The 17,031-nt window shown below is 76.5% G+C and carries 14 protein-coding genes and 1 riboswitch; of the genes, 3 read left to right on the forward strand and 11 right to left on the reverse strand.

Annotated features, from left to right (window positions below; all coding sequences use genetic code 11):
• On the forward strand, positions 1-966 hold a 966-nt coding region (locus GTQ99_RS08840; RefSeq protein WP_166615375.1), incomplete at its 5' end, for a zinc-binding dehydrogenase.
• Between the two features lie 27 nt (positions 967-993).
• On the opposite strand, the gene GTQ99_RS08845 is transcribed toward GTQ99_RS08840, so the two are convergent.
• The 9 genes from GTQ99_RS08845 to GTQ99_RS08885 all read right to left on the reverse strand — a co-directional run bounded on the left by GTQ99_RS08845 (position 994) and on the right by GTQ99_RS08885 (position 10,770).
• Complete coding sequence (locus GTQ99_RS08845; protein ID WP_166615376.1) at positions 994-1,761, reverse strand: ABC transporter permease subunit; 768 nt, start codon at positions 1,759-1,761, stop codon at positions 994-996.
• Complete coding sequence (locus GTQ99_RS08850) at positions 1,758-2,840, reverse strand: aliphatic sulfonate ABC transporter substrate-binding protein (RefSeq protein ID WP_166615377.1); 1,083 nt, start codon at positions 2,838-2,840, stop codon at positions 1,758-1,760. Before GTQ99_RS08850 ends, GTQ99_RS08845 begins: the two co-directional genes overlap by 4 nt.
• Before the next feature lie 96 nt (positions 2,841-2,936).
• Positions 2,937-3,743 carry an ABC transporter ATP-binding protein gene (locus GTQ99_RS08855; RefSeq protein ID WP_166615378.1) on the reverse strand — a complete coding sequence of 269 codons (807 nt, stop codon included), beginning with the start codon at positions 3,741-3,743 and terminating at the stop codon, positions 2,937-2,939.
• A riboswitch (SAM riboswitch) is annotated at positions 3,737-3,843 on the reverse strand. (Overlaps the previous gene by 7 nt.)
• Positions 3,844-3,908: 65 nt before the next feature.
• Complete coding sequence (locus GTQ99_RS08860) at positions 3,909-4,799, reverse strand: MBL fold metallo-hydrolase (protein ID WP_166615379.1); 891 nt, start codon at positions 4,797-4,799, stop codon at positions 3,909-3,911.
• The gene (locus GTQ99_RS08865) at positions 4,796-6,874 is read right to left on the reverse strand and encodes an alkaline phosphatase family protein (RefSeq protein ID WP_166615380.1); all 2,079 of its coding nucleotides are present in this window, start codon (positions 6,872-6,874) and stop codon (positions 4,796-4,798) included. The genes GTQ99_RS08860 and GTQ99_RS08865 overlap by 4 nt, the downstream gene beginning before the upstream one ends.
• Before the next feature lie 5 nt (positions 6,875-6,879).
• Positions 6,880-7,812 carry a GTPase Era gene (gene era / locus GTQ99_RS08870; RefSeq protein ID WP_166615381.1) on the reverse strand — a complete coding sequence of 311 codons (933 nt, stop codon included), beginning with the start codon at positions 7,810-7,812 and terminating at the stop codon, positions 6,880-6,882.
• Positions 7,805-9,160: a CNNM domain-containing protein gene (locus GTQ99_RS08875; protein ID WP_166615382.1), complete on the reverse strand. Its 1,356-nt coding sequence runs from the start codon at positions 9,158-9,160 to the stop codon at positions 7,805-7,807. Before GTQ99_RS08875 ends, era begins: the two co-directional genes overlap by 8 nt.
• A gap of 1 nt (position 9,161) precedes the next feature.
• The gene (ybeY, locus tag GTQ99_RS08880; RefSeq protein WP_166615383.1) at positions 9,162-9,683 is read right to left on the reverse strand and encodes an rRNA maturation RNase YbeY; all 522 of its coding nucleotides are present in this window, start codon (positions 9,681-9,683) and stop codon (positions 9,162-9,164) included.
• 16 nt (positions 9,684-9,699) lie between these two features.
• Positions 9,700-10,770 (reverse strand): PhoH family protein, encoded by a 1,071-nt coding sequence (locus GTQ99_RS08885; RefSeq protein WP_205707089.1) that lies wholly within the window; start codon positions 10,768-10,770, stop codon positions 9,700-9,702.
• Positions 10,771-10,902: 132 nt separating this feature from the next.
• Here GTQ99_RS08885 and GTQ99_RS08890 point away from each other — a divergent pair, with 132 nt between their 5' ends.
• Complete coding sequence (locus GTQ99_RS08890) at positions 10,903-11,805, forward strand: aminotransferase class IV (protein ID WP_205707090.1); 903 nt, start codon at positions 10,903-10,905, stop codon at positions 11,803-11,805.
• Positions 11,806-11,912: 107 nt separating this feature from the next.
• A complete protein-coding gene (locus tag GTQ99_RS08895; protein WP_166615384.1) occupies positions 11,913-13,520 on the forward strand; it encodes an alkaline phosphatase D family protein in 1,608 nt (535 codons plus the stop codon).
• A gap of 66 nt (positions 13,521-13,586) precedes the next feature.
• Here GTQ99_RS08895 and GTQ99_RS26765 read toward each other — a convergent pair whose 3' ends face one another.
• Both GTQ99_RS26765 and GTQ99_RS08905 read right to left on the reverse strand, forming a co-directional pair.
• A complete protein-coding gene (locus GTQ99_RS26765) occupies positions 13,587-15,590 on the reverse strand; it encodes a chorismate-binding protein (RefSeq protein WP_338074856.1) in 2,004 nt (667 codons plus the stop codon).
• Positions 15,591-15,630: 40 nt separating this feature from the next.
• Positions 15,631-16,836: an osmoprotectant NAGGN system M42 family peptidase gene (locus GTQ99_RS08905; RefSeq protein WP_166615385.1), complete on the reverse strand. Its 1,206-nt coding sequence runs from the start codon at positions 16,834-16,836 to the stop codon at positions 15,631-15,633.
• Between the last annotated feature and the right edge of the window lie 195 nt (positions 16,837-17,031).

Raw genomic sequence — 17,031 nt, forward strand, 5'->3', positions numbered from 1 at the left:
GTCCTCGACGCCCCCGGCCCGCCCGAGGCGCTGCGGCTGCGCGAGCTGCCCGTGCCCGTCCCCGCGCCCGGCCAGGTGCTCGTGCGGGTGCGGGCCTTCGGCCTCAACCGCTCCGAGCTGCTCACCCGCCAGGGGCACTCCGGCGCCGCCGTCACCTTCCCGCGGGTGCTGGGCATCGAGGCGGCCGGTGTCGTGCAGGACTGCCCCGGCGGGGAGTTCGCGGCCGGCGAGCAGGTGGTCGCGATGATGGGCGGCATGGGCCGCCGCTTCGACGGCGGCTACGCCGAGTTCACCTGCGTGCCCGCCGCGCAGGTGCTCCGCTTCCGCAGCGACCTGCCGTGGTCGACGCTGGGCGCGGTCCCGGAGATGCTGCAGACCGCCTCCGGCACGCTGCGGGTCGGCCTGGACCTCCGGCCCGGGCAGGTGGTGCTGGTGCGCGGCGGCACGACCTCCGTCGGCCTGGCGACCACCGCGCTGGCGCGGCGCGCCGGCGCGCGGGTGCTGGCCACCACCCGCTCCCCGCAGCGCCTGGAGCTGCTGCGCGCCGCCGGCGCCGAGCACGCCCTGCTCGACGACGGCGACGTGGCGGCGCAGGTGCGCCGGCTGTTCCCCGACGGCGTGGACGGCGCCGTCGAGCTGGTCGGCACGGGCACCCTGCCGGACACCCTGCGCGCCGTGCGCGTGCACGGCACGGTCTGCTTCACCGGCATCGTCTCCGCGCGCTGGACGATCCCCGAGTTCTCCCCGCACGAGGACCTGCCCACCGGCGTCCGGCTGACCTCCTACAGCGGGGACGCGGCGGACCTGCCGGCCGCGGTGCTCCAGGAGTTCCTCGACGCCGTCGCCGCCGGCGAGCTCCGGGTGCCGATCGGCGCCACGTACGCCCTCGAGGAGGTCGCCCGGGCCCACGCCGACATGGAGGCCGGCCGCGTCGTCGGCAAGCTCGTCGTCACGACGGGGCCCTGAGGCGGGGCGCCCTCGGGCCCGGCGCCCTCAGGCCCGGCGCAGCGCGACCTGCCGCTCGACGAGCCCCAGGACGACGTCGGACAGCTTGCCCAGCAGGGCCAGCAGGACGATCGCCAGCAGGACCTCGTCGGTGCGGCCGGTGTTCTGCCCGTTCGTCATCTGGTACCCCAGCCCGATCGCGCTGGAGATGAGCTCCGCCGCGACGAGGAACAGCCAGCTCTGCGCCAGCCCCAGGCGCAGCCCGGACAGCAGCGAGGGCGCCGTCGCGGGCAGCAGCACCTCGCCGAACAGGCGGACGCCGCGCCGGCCGTAGGCGCGGCCGACCTCCAGCAGCGCCGGGTCGACGTGCGCGAGCGCGCTCGAGACCGTGGTGTAGACGGGGAAGAACGCCCCGATCGCGACGAGCACGATCTTCGGCGTCTCGCCGATCCCGATCCACAGCCCCAGCAGCGGCACCCACGCCAGCGAGGGGACGGAGCGCAGCGCCCCCAGCGTGGGCGAGAGCAGGTCGCTCACCCAGCGCGACAACCCGGTGAGACCGCCGAGCACGATGCCGGCGACCGCTCCGCAGGCGAACCCGATGAGCACCCGCTGCACGCTGATGGCGATGTTGTGCTGCAGCGTCCCGGTGCCCCACAACCGCCGGGCCGCCGCCAGCACGTCCGGCGGCGGCGGCAGCTGGTTGGCGCTGAAGAACCCGAGCGTCGACGACAGCTGCCAGGCGACCAGCAGCAGGACCGGCAGCACGAGCCCCAGCAGCCAGCGCCCGCCCGGCCGGCTGCCCCCGCCCGTCACGACGCGGTGCTCGACGCGCTGCTCGACGCGGTGCCCGACGCGCTGCCCGAGGCGTCCGCCTGCTCGGCGAACCGCAGCTCCAGCAGGCCCTCGAGCGCGCTCGTCGCGGCGTCCTCGGAGGGGACCGCCGCGGCGGCGGCCATGAGCGGGACGATCCCGGTGAGGACCGTGCGCTGCGCCTGCCCCGGCACCGGGTCGATGTCGAGCCCGGTGCGCTCCAGGACCGCGGCGGCGACCTCGGGCGTCAGCTGCGCCTGCTCGGCGTAGAGCGCGGCGAAGTCGTCGGGGTTGCCGATCGCCCAGGCGCGCGCCTGCTCGTAGGCGTCGACGACCTGCTGCACGAGGTCCGGGGACTCCTCGATGAACTGCTCGCGCGCGTTGAGCACGCCGTAGGTGTTGAAGTCGACGTTGCGGTACAGCAGCCTCGAGCCGGCCTGCAGCTCGCTGGTGGCCATGTTCGGGTCCAGCCCGGCCCAGGCGTCGACGTCCCCGCGCTCCAGCGCGGCGCGGCCGTCGGCGTGCTGGAGGTTGGTGATCTCCACGTCCGTCGCGGCGAGGCCGGCGACCTCGAGGGCCTGCAGCAGGAAGAAGTACGGGTCCGTGCCGGTCGTGGCGGCGATCCGCTTGCCGCGCAGCGCGGCCACGTCGGCGACGTCGGAACCCTGCGCGACCACGAGGGCCGTCCACTCCGGCTGCGAGTAGACGTCCACCGTCTTGGCCGCCAGGCCGTTGGCGCGGGCCTGCAGCACCGCGGAACCGGCGGTGCTGGCCAGGTCCAGGTTGTCGTTGCGCAGGAACTCGTTGGCCTTGTTGGACCCCGCGCTCTGCTCCCACTGCACGCTCAGGCCCGCGTCCTCCAGGATCCTGCGCTGGCGCACCACCAGGCTCAGCGGGTTGTAGAGGGCGTAGTCCAGGCGCACCCGGTCGCCGCCGGAGGCGCCGGAGGAGGACCCGCCGCTCGCGGCGGTGCCGCCACCGGCGGACTCCCCCTGCACGCACCCGGCGGCGGTGAGGGTGAGCCCCCCGGCGAGCAGGCCGAGCAGGCTGCGGCGGGCGAGGGCGGTCGAGGGTGCGGACATGGTTCTCCTCGGGAGGGGTCGAGCCGTGGGTCGAGCAGGGGTGGTCGAGCAGGGGTGGTCGAGCAGGGGTGGTCGAGCGGGAGGTGCGGGGCGGCCTCAGGAGGGCGTGCGGGTCGTGCGGGGCACGCCCAGCAGTTCCAGCAGCTCCACGCGCAGCGCGGCGAGCTGGGCGTCGGCGCGGTCGCGCGGTCGCGGTGCGTCCACCCGCAGGTCGCGCACGACCTGCGCGCCCCGCTCGCCGTCGGCGGCCAGGACGAGCACCCGGTCGGCCAGGTGCAGCGCCTCGTCGACGTCGTGGGTGACCAGGAGCACCGTGGTGCCGGAGGAGCGCTGGACCCCGTCGAGCAGGTCCTGCATGCGCAGGCGGGTCAGCGCGTCCAGGGCGGCGAACGGCTCGTCGAGCAGCAGGACGCCGGGGCGGCGCACGAGGGCGCGGGCCAGCGCCGCGCGCTGGGCCATGCCGCCGGAGACGCGGCGCGGGCGGTGCCCGGCGAAGTCGGCCAGCCCCACGGTCTCCAGGCGGTGCCGGACGGCGTCGCGGCCCTGCGCGCGGGGGGTCCCCAGGGGCAGCCCCAGCGCGACGTTGCCGGCGAGGTCGCGCCACGGCAGCAGCCGGGGTTCCTGGAACACCACGGCGGTGCGCCGGCCGGGCCCGCGCACGGCCTCACCGCCCACGGACACCGTCCCGCCCGTGGGCCGGTCCAGGCCCGCGACCAGGCGCAGCAGCGTCGACTTGCCGCTGCCGGAGGCGCCGAGCAGGGCCACCGTGCTGCCGGCGTCGATGCGCAGGTCGAGGTCCTGCAGGACGCGGTGGGCGCCGAAGGTGCGTTGCACCCGGCGGAGTTCGACGTCGAGCGCGTCGACGGGTTCTGCGGACGGTGCGGCCGGCAACTGCTCCTCCATCGGTCCTGGCGTGAGCACCACGGACGGGTTCCGGCCAGGGAACCCGAAGAGGTTGCTGCGGCGTCGTCGAGCCAGGTCTCTCGGCCGCTCTTGATGGTCGGGACATCAAAGGCTCAACCGCCCGCCGCTGTCAAACCGGCGTCCCGCGCGGGGCGGCGCCGGCGCTCAGCGGCCCGGCGCGGCGACCGGCTCCCCCGCGTCGTCCAGTTCCAGCGTCCCGCCGACGGGCAGCTGCACGGCTCCGGCGACGCCCAGCCGCCGGGCCTCGGCGACGAAGCGGCGCCCGGGTTCGACGAACCGGTCGCCCATGGTGCGGCTCAGCGCCACCGGGTGCAGCGTCCCCCAGTGCACCGGGACGCTGACGGCGGGGCGCACGCGCGCCACGAGCGCGGCGGCCTGGCGGGGGTCCAGGTGGTGCGGGCCCAGGGTGTGGCCCCAGCCGCCGACGGGCACGAGCGCGACGTCGGGGGCCCGGCCCGCCACGTCGAGCACCGCCGCCCAGCGGTCGAACTCCCCGGTGTCGCCGACGGCCCACAGCAGCAGGTCCGGCCCGCCCGCGGCCGCCGCGCGCGCGGGGAAGGCGCCCGGGACGCGGACGAGGTGCTGCACGGCCAGCGCGTCGGCCGGGGCGCCCTCGGCCCAGCCCGCGGTGCGGTGCCCGGCGTGGTGGGCGGGCAGCGCGCTGACCCGCACCTGCACCGGCCCCGCCGCGGCGTTCAGCGACAGCGCCCGGGTGGCGCCCACCGCGACCTCGACCACCCGGCTGCCGCCGCGCAGCCGCCCGGCCAGCCACAGCGCCGAGCGCGGCGGCGCCACGACGAGGTCGGGGCGCGAGCTGCGCAGCGACGGCAGGTCGCAGTGGTCGTGGTGCAGGTGCGAGACGAGGGCCAGGTGCGCCCCGGCGGCGTCGGTGGCCGCCGGGGCGGGCGGGCGGCGGCGCAGGTGCGCGAGCCCGCTGCGCAGCACCGGGTCGGTGACCACGCGCACCTCGCCGGCGGCCGTCGTGACGTCGACGGTGGCGCTGGAGTGGCCCAGCCAGCGCACCCGGGCGCTCACGGGGCCACCTCCCGGCCACCGGCGGCGCTGCCGGCCGCCGCGGGCAGCGGTGCGGCGGCCTCGGCCCGGGCGCGCCGCAGCCAGCGCTGCAGCTGCTCGTGCACCGCCACGGCCCCCACGAGCGGCGCCTCCCCCGGCACGCTGCGGTCGCGCAGGTCCTCGTCGACGGGCCACTGCGCGGGGTGCACGAGCACCGCCTCCGTCTGCCAGCCGCCGAGCCCGCCGTGCGAGCCGACCTGCTCCTCGAAGGCGTGCACCTCCCCGGTGACCGCGTCGACGGCGGAGTGCACGAAGAGGGCCGGCGCGGTGCGGAAGCGCATGAGCCGCAGCAGCTCCCCGGCGGCGCGCGGGCCGACGCCGGCCAGCGGGTCGGCCCCGGCGACCCGGCCGGTGACGAGGTCGTGCTCGCCGCCGGGGCCGAGCGCGACGACGCCGCCGCCGCGGCGGCCGACGACGAACCCGATGCCGCGGGTGCCCAGCAGGCCCGGCACCAGCGCCGGCCAGCGCCGCTCGACCTCGTCGAGGTCGAGGCGGCCGCCGGGGGCGTCGGGCACCGACAGCAGCGCCGTGCAGCCGGCGGTGGCGACGACGACGGCGTCCTCGCCGGGGGCCGGCTCGTCCTCGGGCTCGTGCCGGGAGCTGGCGCGCTCGGCCTTGGTGTGCGTGCCGAACTCGCGCACGAGGACGTCCACCCGCCCGCGGACCTCGCCGCCGGTGGCCGTGGTCACCGTCGGGGTGCCCGGGCTCCGCACCTGCAGCAGGTCGGCGACGAGGTCGCGCAGGTGCCGGCCGCTCACCTGCTCGAACGTGGCGCCCTGCGCCTGCCCGTGGTCGGAGACCAGCACGACGCGGTAGTCGCGCGGGGAGACGGCGGCCACGTCGGCCAGGGTCTGCAGGACGCGGTCGATGCCGGCGAGGGCGTCCAGGGACTCCGGGCGCGCCACCCCGGCGTGGTGGGCGACCTCGTCGTAGTCGAGGAAGTCCACGAAGACCACCTCCCGCCCCGCCGAGAGCTCCTCGGCGACCAGGGAGACGTTGAGGTCGCGCAGCAGGGCGTTGGTCACCGCGCGCAGCAGCACGTACCAGCCGCGGCGCGGGATGCGCGGTTCCACCCGCCGCACCCGCTGGTGCCAGCCCTGGTACAGCTCCTTGACGATCTCGCCCAGGGTCAGCAGCAGGCTGCGCAGCAGCACGAACGGGCGGGCCACGTAGCGCAGGTACGGGCGCCCGGACCCGCCGGCCCGGGAGGTGGAGACGACGAGGTGGGCGTGCCCGGCCTCCCCGGAGAAGACGTTGCCGATGCTCGCGCCGTCGCGCGAGAGCAGGCCGCTGCGCCCGGCGGCGTGCGCGGCGGCGCGCACGCGGGTCTCGATGACGGCCGCGTCGGCGGGCCGGTTGGACACCAGCACCCGGCGCAGCTCCGGGTCCCACCAGCGGAAGGCGGGGACGTCCTCGGTGCTGCCGTGCAGGAACCCCGCCTGGCTGGCGGGGGTCGTCGACGGCAGCTGCGCGCGCCAGCCCTCGGCCTGGTGGGTCCCCTCCCGCAGCCAGCGGGCGATCGTGGTGAGGGTGCCCGAGTGCAGCCCGAACTGCAGCAGCGGCATCGACAGCCCGTCGATCTGCACCACGAGCAGCCCGGGCGGGCCGCCGGCCGGGTGCGTGCGCCGGTGCAGCAGCTCGCGCACCACCCAGCGGCTGTCGTTGGAGCCGACGAGCCAGCGGGCCACGACGCCCACCAGCCCGGTCCACAGGTACACCTGCCACAGCGCGTTGAGCGAGCGCAGGTCCAGCCCCGGCACGGCCGTCAGCGCGGTGTGCAGCAGCAGCAGCTGCACCGCCACGCCCAGCAGCACCGTGACCGTCGGCCCCAGCACCGCCACCAGCGGGCCGAGCACCGGGCGCACGAGGAGGTCGCCGACGGCGAGCACGGCGGCGGAGGCCAGCAGCCAGAACGGCGAGTCCACCCGCACCCCGGTGACCAGGTGGGCGCTGATCCACAGCGCGGACGCCGTCGGCAGCAGGGACCACAGCAGGTCGCGCAGGTCGCGCGCCGTGAGGGCGAACCAGCGGCGCACCGCCCTCAGAACCCCAGGCGCTGCAGCTGCTTGGGGTCGCGCTGCCAGTCCTTGGCCACCTTCACCCGCAGGTCCAGGTGCACGCGGGTGCCCAGCAGCGCCTCCACGGCGCGGCGGGCGCGGGTGCCCACGTCCTTGAGCCGGGCCCCGCCGCGGCCGATGACGATGCCCTTCTGCGACTCGCGCTCCACGTAGAGCCAGACGAAGACCTTCAGCACGTCGTTCTCGCCGGGGACCATCTCCTCGACGACCACCGCCAGCGAGTGCGGCAGCTCGTCGCGCACGCCCTCCAGCGCGGCCTCGCGCACGAGCTCGGCGACCATGACGGCCTCCGGCTCGTCGGTCAGCTCGCCGTCGGGGTACAGCCGCGGCCCCTCCGGCAGGTGCGAGAGCAGCACGTCGGCGACGACCTCGACCTGCTCGCCGGTCACCGCCGAGGCGGGGACGACGTCGGCGAAGCCGCCGAGCAGCTCCTCGCCGAGCGCGCTGACCGCGAGCAGCTGCTCGGCCACCTGCTGCTTGGAGGCCTTGTCGGTCTTGGTGACGAGGGCGACCTTCGTGGAGCGGGGGACGGCGGCGAGCGCCTGCGCGATGAAGCGGTCGCCGGGGCCGATCCGCTCGTCGGCGGGCACGCACAGCGCCACGACGTCGACCTCGGCGAGGGTCTCGTGCACGAGGTCGTTGAGCCGCTGCCCCAGCAGGGTGCGCGGGCGGTGCAGCCCGGGGGTGTCCACGAGCACCAGCTGGGCGTCGGGGCGGTGCACGATGCCGCGCACGGTGTGCCGGGTGGTCTGCGGCCGCGAGCTGGTGATGGCGACCTTCTGCCCGACGAGGGCGTTGGTCAGCGTGGACTTGCCGGCGTTGGGCCGCCCGACGAGGCAGGCGAAGCCGGAGCGGTGCGCGGGCCGCGGGGGCCCGTCCGTGGACGGTTCAGTCATGGCGGGGGCCTCCGGCGCGGTCGTCGACGAGTTCGGGTTCGGGCACCTGCGCGTCGTCGGCGTCGGGCCCGTCGCGGCCGTCCTCGGCCAGGCGGTGCACGAGGACGGTCTGGACCTGGTTGCGCCGGCCGCCGCGGCGGTCGGCCTCCAGCCGCAGGCCGTGCACCTCGGCGGCGGCACCGGGCACGAGGACCTGCCCCAGCGCCTTGGCCAGCAGCCCGCCGACGGTGTCGACCTCCTCGTCGTCGATCTCGAAGCCGAAGAGCTCGCCGAGGTCGTCGACGCCCAGGCGGGTGGGGACGCGGAAGCCGCCGTCCTGCAGGTGCTCGACCTCGGGGGCGGCGCGGTCGTGCTCGTCGGCGATCTCGCCGACGATCTCCTCGATGGCGTCCTCGATGGTCACCAGGCCGGCCGTGCCGCCGTACTCGTCGACGACGATCGCCACGTGCGTGGTGTCGCGCTGCATGCGCCGCAGCAGGTCGTCCACGGGCAGGCTGTCGGGCACGAAGACCGCGGGGCGGGCCACGTGCTCGACGACCTCCTCGCGGGCCGCGACCGGGTCGGCGTGGAATCGGCGGGCGATGTCCTTGAGGTAGACGATGCCCAGGACCTCGTCGGCGTCCTCGCCCACGACGGGGACCCGGGAGAAGCCCGAGCGCAGCAGCAGGGCCTCGACCTCGTGCAGGCCGGTGCCCCGGCGGGCGGAGACGACGTCGGTGCGCGGCACCATCACCTCGCGCACCATCGTGTCGCCGAGCTCGAAGACGGAGTGGATCATCCGCTGCTCGCCGGCCTCGATGACCTCCGTCTCCCCGGCCAGCTCCACGATCTCGCGCAGCTCGGCCTCGGAGCCGAACGGCCCGTGCGCCAGCCCGCGCCCGGGGGTGACGGCGTTGCCGACGGCCACCAGGGAGCGCGCCAGCGGGCCCATGAGGGCGGCGACCGGCCCCAGGACGGGGGCGGCCAGCAGGCCGACGGTCTCGGCGTGCAGGCGGCCCAGGGTCCTCGGGCCGACGCCGACGAGGACGAAGTCGAGCGCGGACATGCCCAGGCCGGCCAGCAGCAGCACCAGCCACCAGGAGTCCACCCAGCTGGCGACGACCACGGTCACGCAGACCGCCGCCAGCGTCTCGAAGACCACGCGCAGCAGCGTGCAGACGGTCAGCACGGGCGCGGCGGACTCCAGCACGCGGGTCAGCGCCGCGGCGCCGCGGCGGCCGTCGGCCTCCAGGTCGCGCGCGCGGCGGCGCGAGGTGCCGGCGATCGCGGACTCGGCCGCGGCCACCAGGCCGGCGGCGACGACGAGGACGAGCGCCAGCAGCAGCAGCGGGGCGGCGGGGGCTCCCACGTCAGTCCGCCGACGGCAGCGCGCGGTGCCCGACGGTGGGCGTCGGGTCGCCCGGGCGGCCGATGCGCGCCAGGAAGCCGAGCACCAGCCGGCGCTGCAGCGTGAACATCTCGCGCTCCTCGTCGGGCTCGGCGTGGTCGTAGCCGAGCAGGTGGAGGATGCCGTGCGTCACCAGCAGCAGGACCTCGTCGGCCGTGGCGTGGCCCGAGGCCCTGGCCTGCTCCGCGGCGACCTGCGGGCACACCACGACGTCGCCGAGCAGGCCCGGCTCGGAGGTGTGGCCCTCGCGGCCGGGGCGCAGCTGGTCCATGGGGAAGGACATGACGTCGGTGGCGCCCGGCTCGTCCATCCACTGCACGTGCAGGCGCTCCATCGCGTCGGGGTCGACCATGAGGACCGACAGCTCCGCGAGCGGGTGCACCCGCATCTCGTCCAGCACGTGGCGGGCCAGGGCCGCCACCTCCACCACGTCGACGCCCCGCCCGGCGGCGAAGGAGCTCTCGTCGACGACGTCGATGCTCACCGCAGCACCCGCCCCGTCACCGGTTGCGGCGCTGCGGGCGCTGGTCGCGCTGGTCGCGCGGCCGGGCGTCCTCCCAGCGGCCGTAGGCGTCGACGATCTCCGAGACGAGGCGGTGGCGCACCACGTCGGTGGAGGTCAGCCGCGAGAAGTGCACGTCCTCGATGCCCTCGAGGATGTCCTGCACGACCCGCAGGCCCGACTCGGTGCCGCTGGGCAGGTCGACCTGGGTGACGTCGCCGGTGACGACGACCTTGGAGCCGAACCCCAGGCGGGTGAGGAACATCTTCATCTGCTCGGGCGAGGTGTTCTGCGCCTCGTCGAGGATGATGAACGCGTCGTTGAGGGTGCGCCCGCGCATGTACGCCAGCGGCGCGACCTCGATGGTGCCCGCGGTCATCAGCCGCGGGATCGACTCGGGGTCGAGCATGTCGTGCAGCGCGTCGTACAGCGGCCGCAGGTACGGGTCGATCTTGTCGGTGAGGGTGCCCGGCAGGAAGCCCAGCCGCTCGCCGGCCTCGACGGCCGGGCGGGTGAGCACGATGCGGTTGACCTGCTTGGCCTGCAGCGCCTGCACGGCCTTGGCCATCGCCAGGTAGGTCTTGCCGGTGCCGGCGGGGCCGATGCCGAAGACCACGGTGTGCTCGTCGATGGCGTCGACGTAGCGCTTCTGGTTGACCGTCTTGGGCCGGATCGTGCGCCCGCGGCTGGAGAGGATGTTCAGCGTCAGCACGTCGGCCGGGCGGTCGTCGCCGGTGCCGGCGGCCTGGGCGCGCAGCATCGCCACGGAGCGCTCGACGGCGTCGGGCGACAGCGGCTGGCCGGCGCGCAGCACGGCGGTCATCTGGTCGACGAGGCGCTCGACGAGGGCGACCTCCCCGGCGGAGCCGGTGACGGTGATCTCGTTGCCGCGCACGAGCACGTCGGCGCGCTTGAAGGAGCGCTCGAGCACGCGCAGCAGCTCGTCGCGGGTGCCGAGCAGGGAGACCATGGGCACCTCGGGCGGCACCACGATGACGTGGCGGGCCGTCGCCGCCGGTTCGGGTCCCCCGCTGCCGGGAGTCGTGGGGGTGGGGTCGGTGCTGGCCATGGGCGCCCCGAGGGGCCGTTCGCCTCCGTGCTGGGTTCGGGCGGGACGTGTCGCTCCCCGATCGTATCCGCCGCCGCCGACAGCGGCCCCTCCGTCCGCCGCCGCGGCGGCCGCGTCGGCCAGACTGCGCCCGTGGGCGGCGGGCACGGCACGGGCGGCGGGATCGGGGGCGGCGGGGTGCGCCCGCGCACCCTGGTGCTCGGCGGGGGCGGCGCCGGCGCGGAGGTGCCCTGGGACGCGCCGGTGGCCGGCGCCGACGACGCGGGGCTGGCGCGCGGCGACGGGTGCTTCGAGACGCTGCTCGCCCACGGCGGCCCCCCGGCGCGCGCGGTGCGCCTGGCCGCGCACCTGGAGCGCCTCGAGCGCTCCGCGCGCTCCCTGGAGCTGCCGGCCGGCGCCCCGACCCGCGCCGACTGGGAGCGCGCGGCGGGGACGCTGCTCGCGGGGCTGCCGGCGGGGGCGCAGGCCGTGCTGCGGCTGACGCTGACCCGCGGCAGCGGCGGGCCCCCGCTGGCGCTGGCCACCCTGCGCCCCGTGCCCGCGGCGCTGCTGGCGGCCCGCCGGGACGGCGTGCGCGCGGTGGTGCTGGCCCGCGGGACCGCGACGACCCCGCACGCGCCCTGGCTGCTGGGCACCGTCAAGGCCCTCTCGTACGCGGTGCACACCGCCGCGCTGCGCGAGGCGGCGCGCCGCGGCGCCGACGACGCGCTCTTCGCCGACGCCGACGGCTGCCTGCTGGAGGCCCCCACCGCGACGCTGGCCTGGCTGGTGGACGGCCGGCTGCACACCCCGCCCACCGAGGGCACCGGGGTGCTGCCCGGCACCACCTGGGAGGCCGTCGCCGCGGGCGCGGGGCTGCCGAGCGCGCGGACGCGGCTGCCGGCGGCCGCGCTGCCCGGCGTGGACGCGGCGTGGCTGCTCTCCAGCGTGCGCGGGGCGGTGGAGGTGCGCTCCGTCGACGGGCGCCCGCTGCGCCGCGCCGGTGCGCTCACCGCCCGCCTGCGGGCGCTGGCCCTGGACCTGCCGCCCTCCTGACCTCCGATCGGCACCGCCCGGCGCCGCCCCGGCTGCGCGGCGGGAGTTCACGGCCCGTTCCCGCGGGCAGCACGGGGCCGTCACCCGCGCTCGGCAGCGTGCGCACCGTGTCGACACCCTCCAGCCCCCTCTCCCGGCGCGGCGCCCTGCGCGGCGGCGCCCTCGCGGCGGCCGGGGGTGCCGGGCTGCTCGTGCCCCCGTCCGCGGCCGCGGCGTCCCCCGGGGCCCCCGGGTCCGCGGCGCTGCTGCGCAGCGGCCTGCCGACGATCACGCACGGGGTCCAGTCCGGCGACGTCACCGCCGGCGGCGCGACGGTGTGGACCCGCGCCGACCGCACCGCCCGGATGTTCGTGCAGGTCTCCCCGACCGGCACCTTCGGCGCCGACTGCCGCACCCACCGGGGGCCGGTGCTGACCGCCGCCAGCGACTTCACCGGCCGCCTGGAGCTGACCGGGCTGCCGTCGGCGGCCGAGGTGCCCTACCGCGTCGTCCTCGGCGAGCCCGACGCCCACCGGCCCGACGGCCACGGCGCGGAGGGCTTCCTGCGGACAGCGCCCGCCACCGGCGACGCCCGCCGCATCCGGTTCCTGTGGAGCGGCGACCAGACCGGCCAGGGCTGGGGCCGCAACCCCGACATCGGCGGGTTCCCGATCTACCGCGCGATGGCCGCCCGCGACGCGGACTTCTTCCTGCACTCCGGCGACACGGTCTACGCCGACGGCGTCATCACCGGGGACGTGACCCTGCCGGACGGGCGGGTCTACCGCAACGTCGTCACCGAGGAGAAGTCGCACGTCGCGCAGACCCTCGATGACTTCCGCGGCGCGTTCCGCTACAACCTCGAGGACGAGGCCTACCGCGCGTTCTTCGCGCGCATCCCGCAGGTGAACCAGTGGGACGACCACGAGGTCCACAACAACTGGTTCCCGCACCAGCTGATCGACGACGAGCGCTACACCGAGAAGCGCGTCGACGTGCTGTGGGCGCGCGGGGAGCAGGCCTGGCGCGAGTACGTGCCGATCTCCTCGAACCGCACCTCCTCGGTGTACGGGCAGTTCTCCTTCGGGCCGCTGCTGGACGTGTTCGTGCTGGACATGCGCAGCTACCGCGACCAGAACCCGTGGGGCTGGGCCGGCGGCGGGATCCGCCCCGACGGCGGGATCCTCGGCGCCGAGCAGGCGCACTGGCTCGTCGAGGCGATGGCCGCGTCCACGGCGCGCTGGAAGGTCGTGCAGGCCGACATGCCGATCGGTCTCGTCGTGCCCGATGCGCAGACCGACCCCGCGGGCGTCGAGGCGGTCGCGCAGGGCGACCCGGGGGTGCCGCGCGGCCGCGAGCAGCAGATCGCGTGGATCCTGCGCGAGCTGAAGGCGCGCGGGGTGCGCGACCACGTGTGGCTGACGGCCGACGTGCACTACACCGCCGCCCACCGCTACGACCCCGCGCGGGCGGTGTTCACCGAGTTCGACCCGTTCTGGGAGTTCGTCTCCGGGCCGCTGCACGCCGGCTCCTTCGGCCCCGGCGACCTCGACCCGACCTTCGGCCCGGAGGTGGTGTTCCAGGCGGTGCCGCCGCACGCGAACACCTCCCCGCTGGAGGGTTCGCAGTTCTTCGGCGAGGTGGAGATCGACCCCGACAGCCAGGAGCTCACCGTCGTGCTGCGCGACATCGCCGGCGCGGCCCTGTGGAGCCGCACCCTGACCCCCACCTCCTGACCCCCGAGCCGACCGCTCCGATCGGTGATCTTCCACGGTGCACCGTGGAAGATCACCGATCGGTGGTCAGGGGCTGAGGGGCTCGCTGGTGAGGGCGGCCAGCGGGGCGCGCAGCTTCAGCAGCACCTCGGCGACCTCGGCGTCCGGGTCGGAGTCCAGCACGACGGCCCCGCCGGCGCCGACGCGCCACTCGCCACCGCCCGCGGCGGGCACGAGCACCGCGGTGCGGATGACGACGGCGAGGTCGGCGGCGCCGGTGGTCGACAGCCAGCCGAGGGTGCCGGAGTAGACCCCGCGCGGGCGCTGCTCGAGCGCGTCGACGATCTCCGTCGTCCGCAGCTTGGGCGCCCCCGTCATGGACCCGGGCGGGAAGCAGCTGCGCAGGCAGTCGACGGCGCCGGCCCCCGGGCGCAGTCGGCCGCGCACGGTCGTCACCAGCTGGTGCACGGTCGGCAGCGTCTCGACGGCCATGAGGTCGGGCACCACCACCGTGCCCGGCGCGCACACCCGGCCGAGGTCGTGGCGCAGCAGGTCGACGACCATGAGGTTCTCCGCGCGCGTCTTGGGGTCCGCGCGCAGCGCGAGCGGGTCGGTGCCGAGGGCGGCCGTGCCCTTGACCGGCCGGGTCTCGACCTCGCCCGCCGCGTCGACGTGCAGGAAGCGCTCGGGCGAGCTGCCGGCCACGACGGCACCGCCCAGTCGCAGGAACGCCGCGTAGGGGGCGGGGTTGGCGCGCCGCAGCCGGCGGTAGGCGTCGAGGGGGTCGCCGACGGCGGGCACGCGCGCCTGCGTCGTCAGGCACACCTCGTAGCTCTCCCCCGCGCGCAGCTGCTCCTGCGCGGCCAGGACCTGTTCGCGGTAGCGCGGCGGCGGGGTGTCCAGGACGGCGGGCACCGCCGGCGGTGCGGGCGGCGGGGGCGGCTGCGGCAGCCGCCGCAGCGAGCGGGCCGTGCGCCGCGACCACTCCCGCGCCGCCCGCTCCTGCTCCTCGCGCGCCGGCCCGTCCCGCTCCACGAGCGCGACGAGCCAGGTGGCGTCCCGCTCGTGGTCCACGGCGACGAACCGGTCGCAGAACAGCCACGCCGCGGCGGGCAGGTCGTCGCGGCGCGCCGCGGGGTAGCCGCACTCCGCGCGCAGCTCGTAGCCGGCCCAGCCGACGAAGCCCCCGGCGAAGGGGAACGGCAGCGCCTCGGCGCCCTCGACCCCGCTGAGCTCCAGCTCGGCGGCCAGCCGGTCCAGGACGCCGGGACCGGCGGGCAGCTCGCGGGCCAGCGGGCCGGTGCCGTCCCCGAGGAAGGAGAAGCGGCCCGATCCCGCCCCGCGGGCGGCGCTGTCCAGCCAGAACGCGGGGGTGGACGCGCCGAACAGGTGGGTGAACGCGGCCTCGGCGTCCACGGCCGGGCCGGTGCGCTCGGCGAGCACCCGGAAGCGCGGCGCCGGCCGCGCGCTCGCCGGCGTGCCCGTCGCCCGTCGCCCGGCTCCCGCGGGGAGCGCGCCGCCGCACCAGCGCACGAAGTTCTCCACGATCCGCTCCCCGCCCGTGCTGGCCACCGACTCGGGGTGGAACTGCACGCCGACCTGGGGGCGGGTGCGGTGGCGCAGCGCCATGAGGACCCCGTCCTCGGCCCACGCCAGCGGCTCCAGCTGCGCCGGCAGGGGTTCGGCCACCCGGAAGGAGTGGTAGCGCGTCGCGGCGAACCCCTGCGGCAGCCCCGCCAGCAGCGAGGTCGCGGTGTGCCGGACCCGGTCGACGTGCCCGTGCAGCGGCTGCGGGGCCGCCTCCACGGCGGCCCCCGCCGCCAGGGCGATGCCCTGCATGCCCAGGCAGACCCCGAGCACGGGGACCTCGCTGCGGCGCAGCACGTCCGCGGACAGCGCGAAGTCGCGCGGGTTCGCCGGGTGCCCGGGACCGGGCGAGAGCACGACCCCGGCGAAGCCGGCGAGGTCCAGCTCCCCCGGGGCGACGTCGTCGTCGCTCAGCACGACCGGGTCGGCGCCGGTCGCGACGGCCAGCAGCTGCACGAGGTTGTGGGTGTAGGAGTCGTGGTTGTCCACGACGAGCCAGCGCACCGGGGCAGCCTGCCAGACCCCCGCCGGAGCCCCGGGGCGCTCAGTCGGCGACGACGGTCCGGTCGAGCGGTTCCAGGTCGGCCGGCTGGACGCTGACGCTGGGGAAGTCGGCGAGCTGGCCGTGCTCGGCGCGGTCCCACTCGTCGAAGGTGAGCCCGCTCTGCAGGTACACCACGAGCAGCCGCGCCAGGGCGACGAGGCCGTCGACGTGCGCGCGCTCGTGCCCGTGGCTGGAGTCCAGGCCGAAGCCCAGCAGCGCGTGGCGGGCCTCGATGCCGGCCTCCAGGGCGGGGGCGGCGTCGGAGCGGTAGTGCCGGTACACGTCGCGCACGGCGGGGATGCCGTGCTCGCGGGCCAGCGCGTGCAGCCGCCGCGAGAGGTGGTAGTCGAAGGGCCCGGTCATGTCTAGCATGCCGATGCTGGCCAGCTCCTCGCGGGAGTTCTGCCCCTCGGCGACCACGGCGTTGTCGACGGCCACCAGCTCGGCCACGTCGGGGGCCAGGCCGTGGGTGGCGCCGAAGCCGACCTCCTCGCCGATGGTGACGAGGAACTGCGCGCTGACCTCCAGCGGCACGTCCGCGTCGCGCAGCGCCTTCAGCGCGGCCAGGCAGGCGGCCAGACCGGCCTTGTCGTCCAGGTGGCGCGACTTCACGTAGCCGCCGCGGGTCAGCTGCGGGGCGGCGTCGAGGGCGACGAAGTCGCCGACCTCCACGCCCAGCTCGAGGACGTCGCGGGCGGACTCGACGGGTTCGTCGATGCGGATCTCGACGACCTCCCAGCCGACGCCCTGGGTGTCGATCTCGTCGCCGAAGGTGTGCCCGCTGCTCTTCAGCGGCAGCACGGTGCCGGTGTACACGCGGTCGAAGTCGTCGGTGAAGATCGTCACGTGCGCGCCCTCGGCGAAGCGCGCGCTGTGGCTGCCGACGGGCACGACCTCCAGGCGGCCGGTGTCCTTGATGCGCTTGACCATCAGCCCGATGGTGTCCGCGTGCACGACGACGGCGCGGCGCACCACGTCGGTGCGCCCGCGCAGCGTCGCCCGCAGGATGCCGCGGCGGGTCAGGTCGAAGGGCAGGCCGAGGGCGTCGATGTGCGTCCCGACCGCCTGCATGACGGCGTCCGTGCGCCCCGACGGGCTGGGGATCCGCAGCAGCTCCATCAGGGTCGAGGTCAGGTACTCGACGTCGACGGGCAGGTCCCGGACGGTGGCCCCGGGACCTGCGGCGGTTGCTCGTGTGGTGCTCACCCGGCCGATGCTTCCAGGTGCGCGCGGCCGGTGCGCACCTGGTGGAGCGCGGGCCGGCGTGCCCCGCGCGGCGCGCGGTGCGAAGGTGGGCGCAGGCGACGAGCCCGCGCGCCACCGCCCGCTCCCGGGAGACCCAGCAGTGCAGCCCTCGCACGGGGCGGCGCGCCGATCGCGCGCTGCCGCACGGCCCACCCC

The organism is Kineococcus vitellinus (genome assembly GCF_009906315.1).
Taxonomy (GTDB): domain Bacteria; phylum Actinomycetota; class Actinomycetes; order Actinomycetales; family Kineococcaceae; genus Kineococcus; species Kineococcus vitellinus.

Bases quoted from the DNA above. Each gene is read 5' to 3' on its own strand.
- GTQ99_RS08885 (WP_205707089.1), bottom strand. From the start codon at position 10,770: ATGGCCAGCACCGACCCCACCCCCACGACTCCCGGCAGCGGGGGACCC.
- GTQ99_RS08855 (WP_166615378.1), bottom strand. From the start codon at position 3,743: ATGGAGGAGCAGTTGCCGGCCGCACCGTCCGCAGAACCCGTCGACGCG.
- GTQ99_RS08850 (WP_166615377.1), bottom strand. From the start codon at position 2,840: ATGTCCGCACCCTCGACCGCCCTCGCCCGCCGCAGCCTGCTCGGCCTG.
- era (WP_166615381.1), bottom strand. From the start codon at position 7,812: ATGACTGAACCGTCCACGGACGGGCCCCCGCGGCCCGCGCACCGCTCC.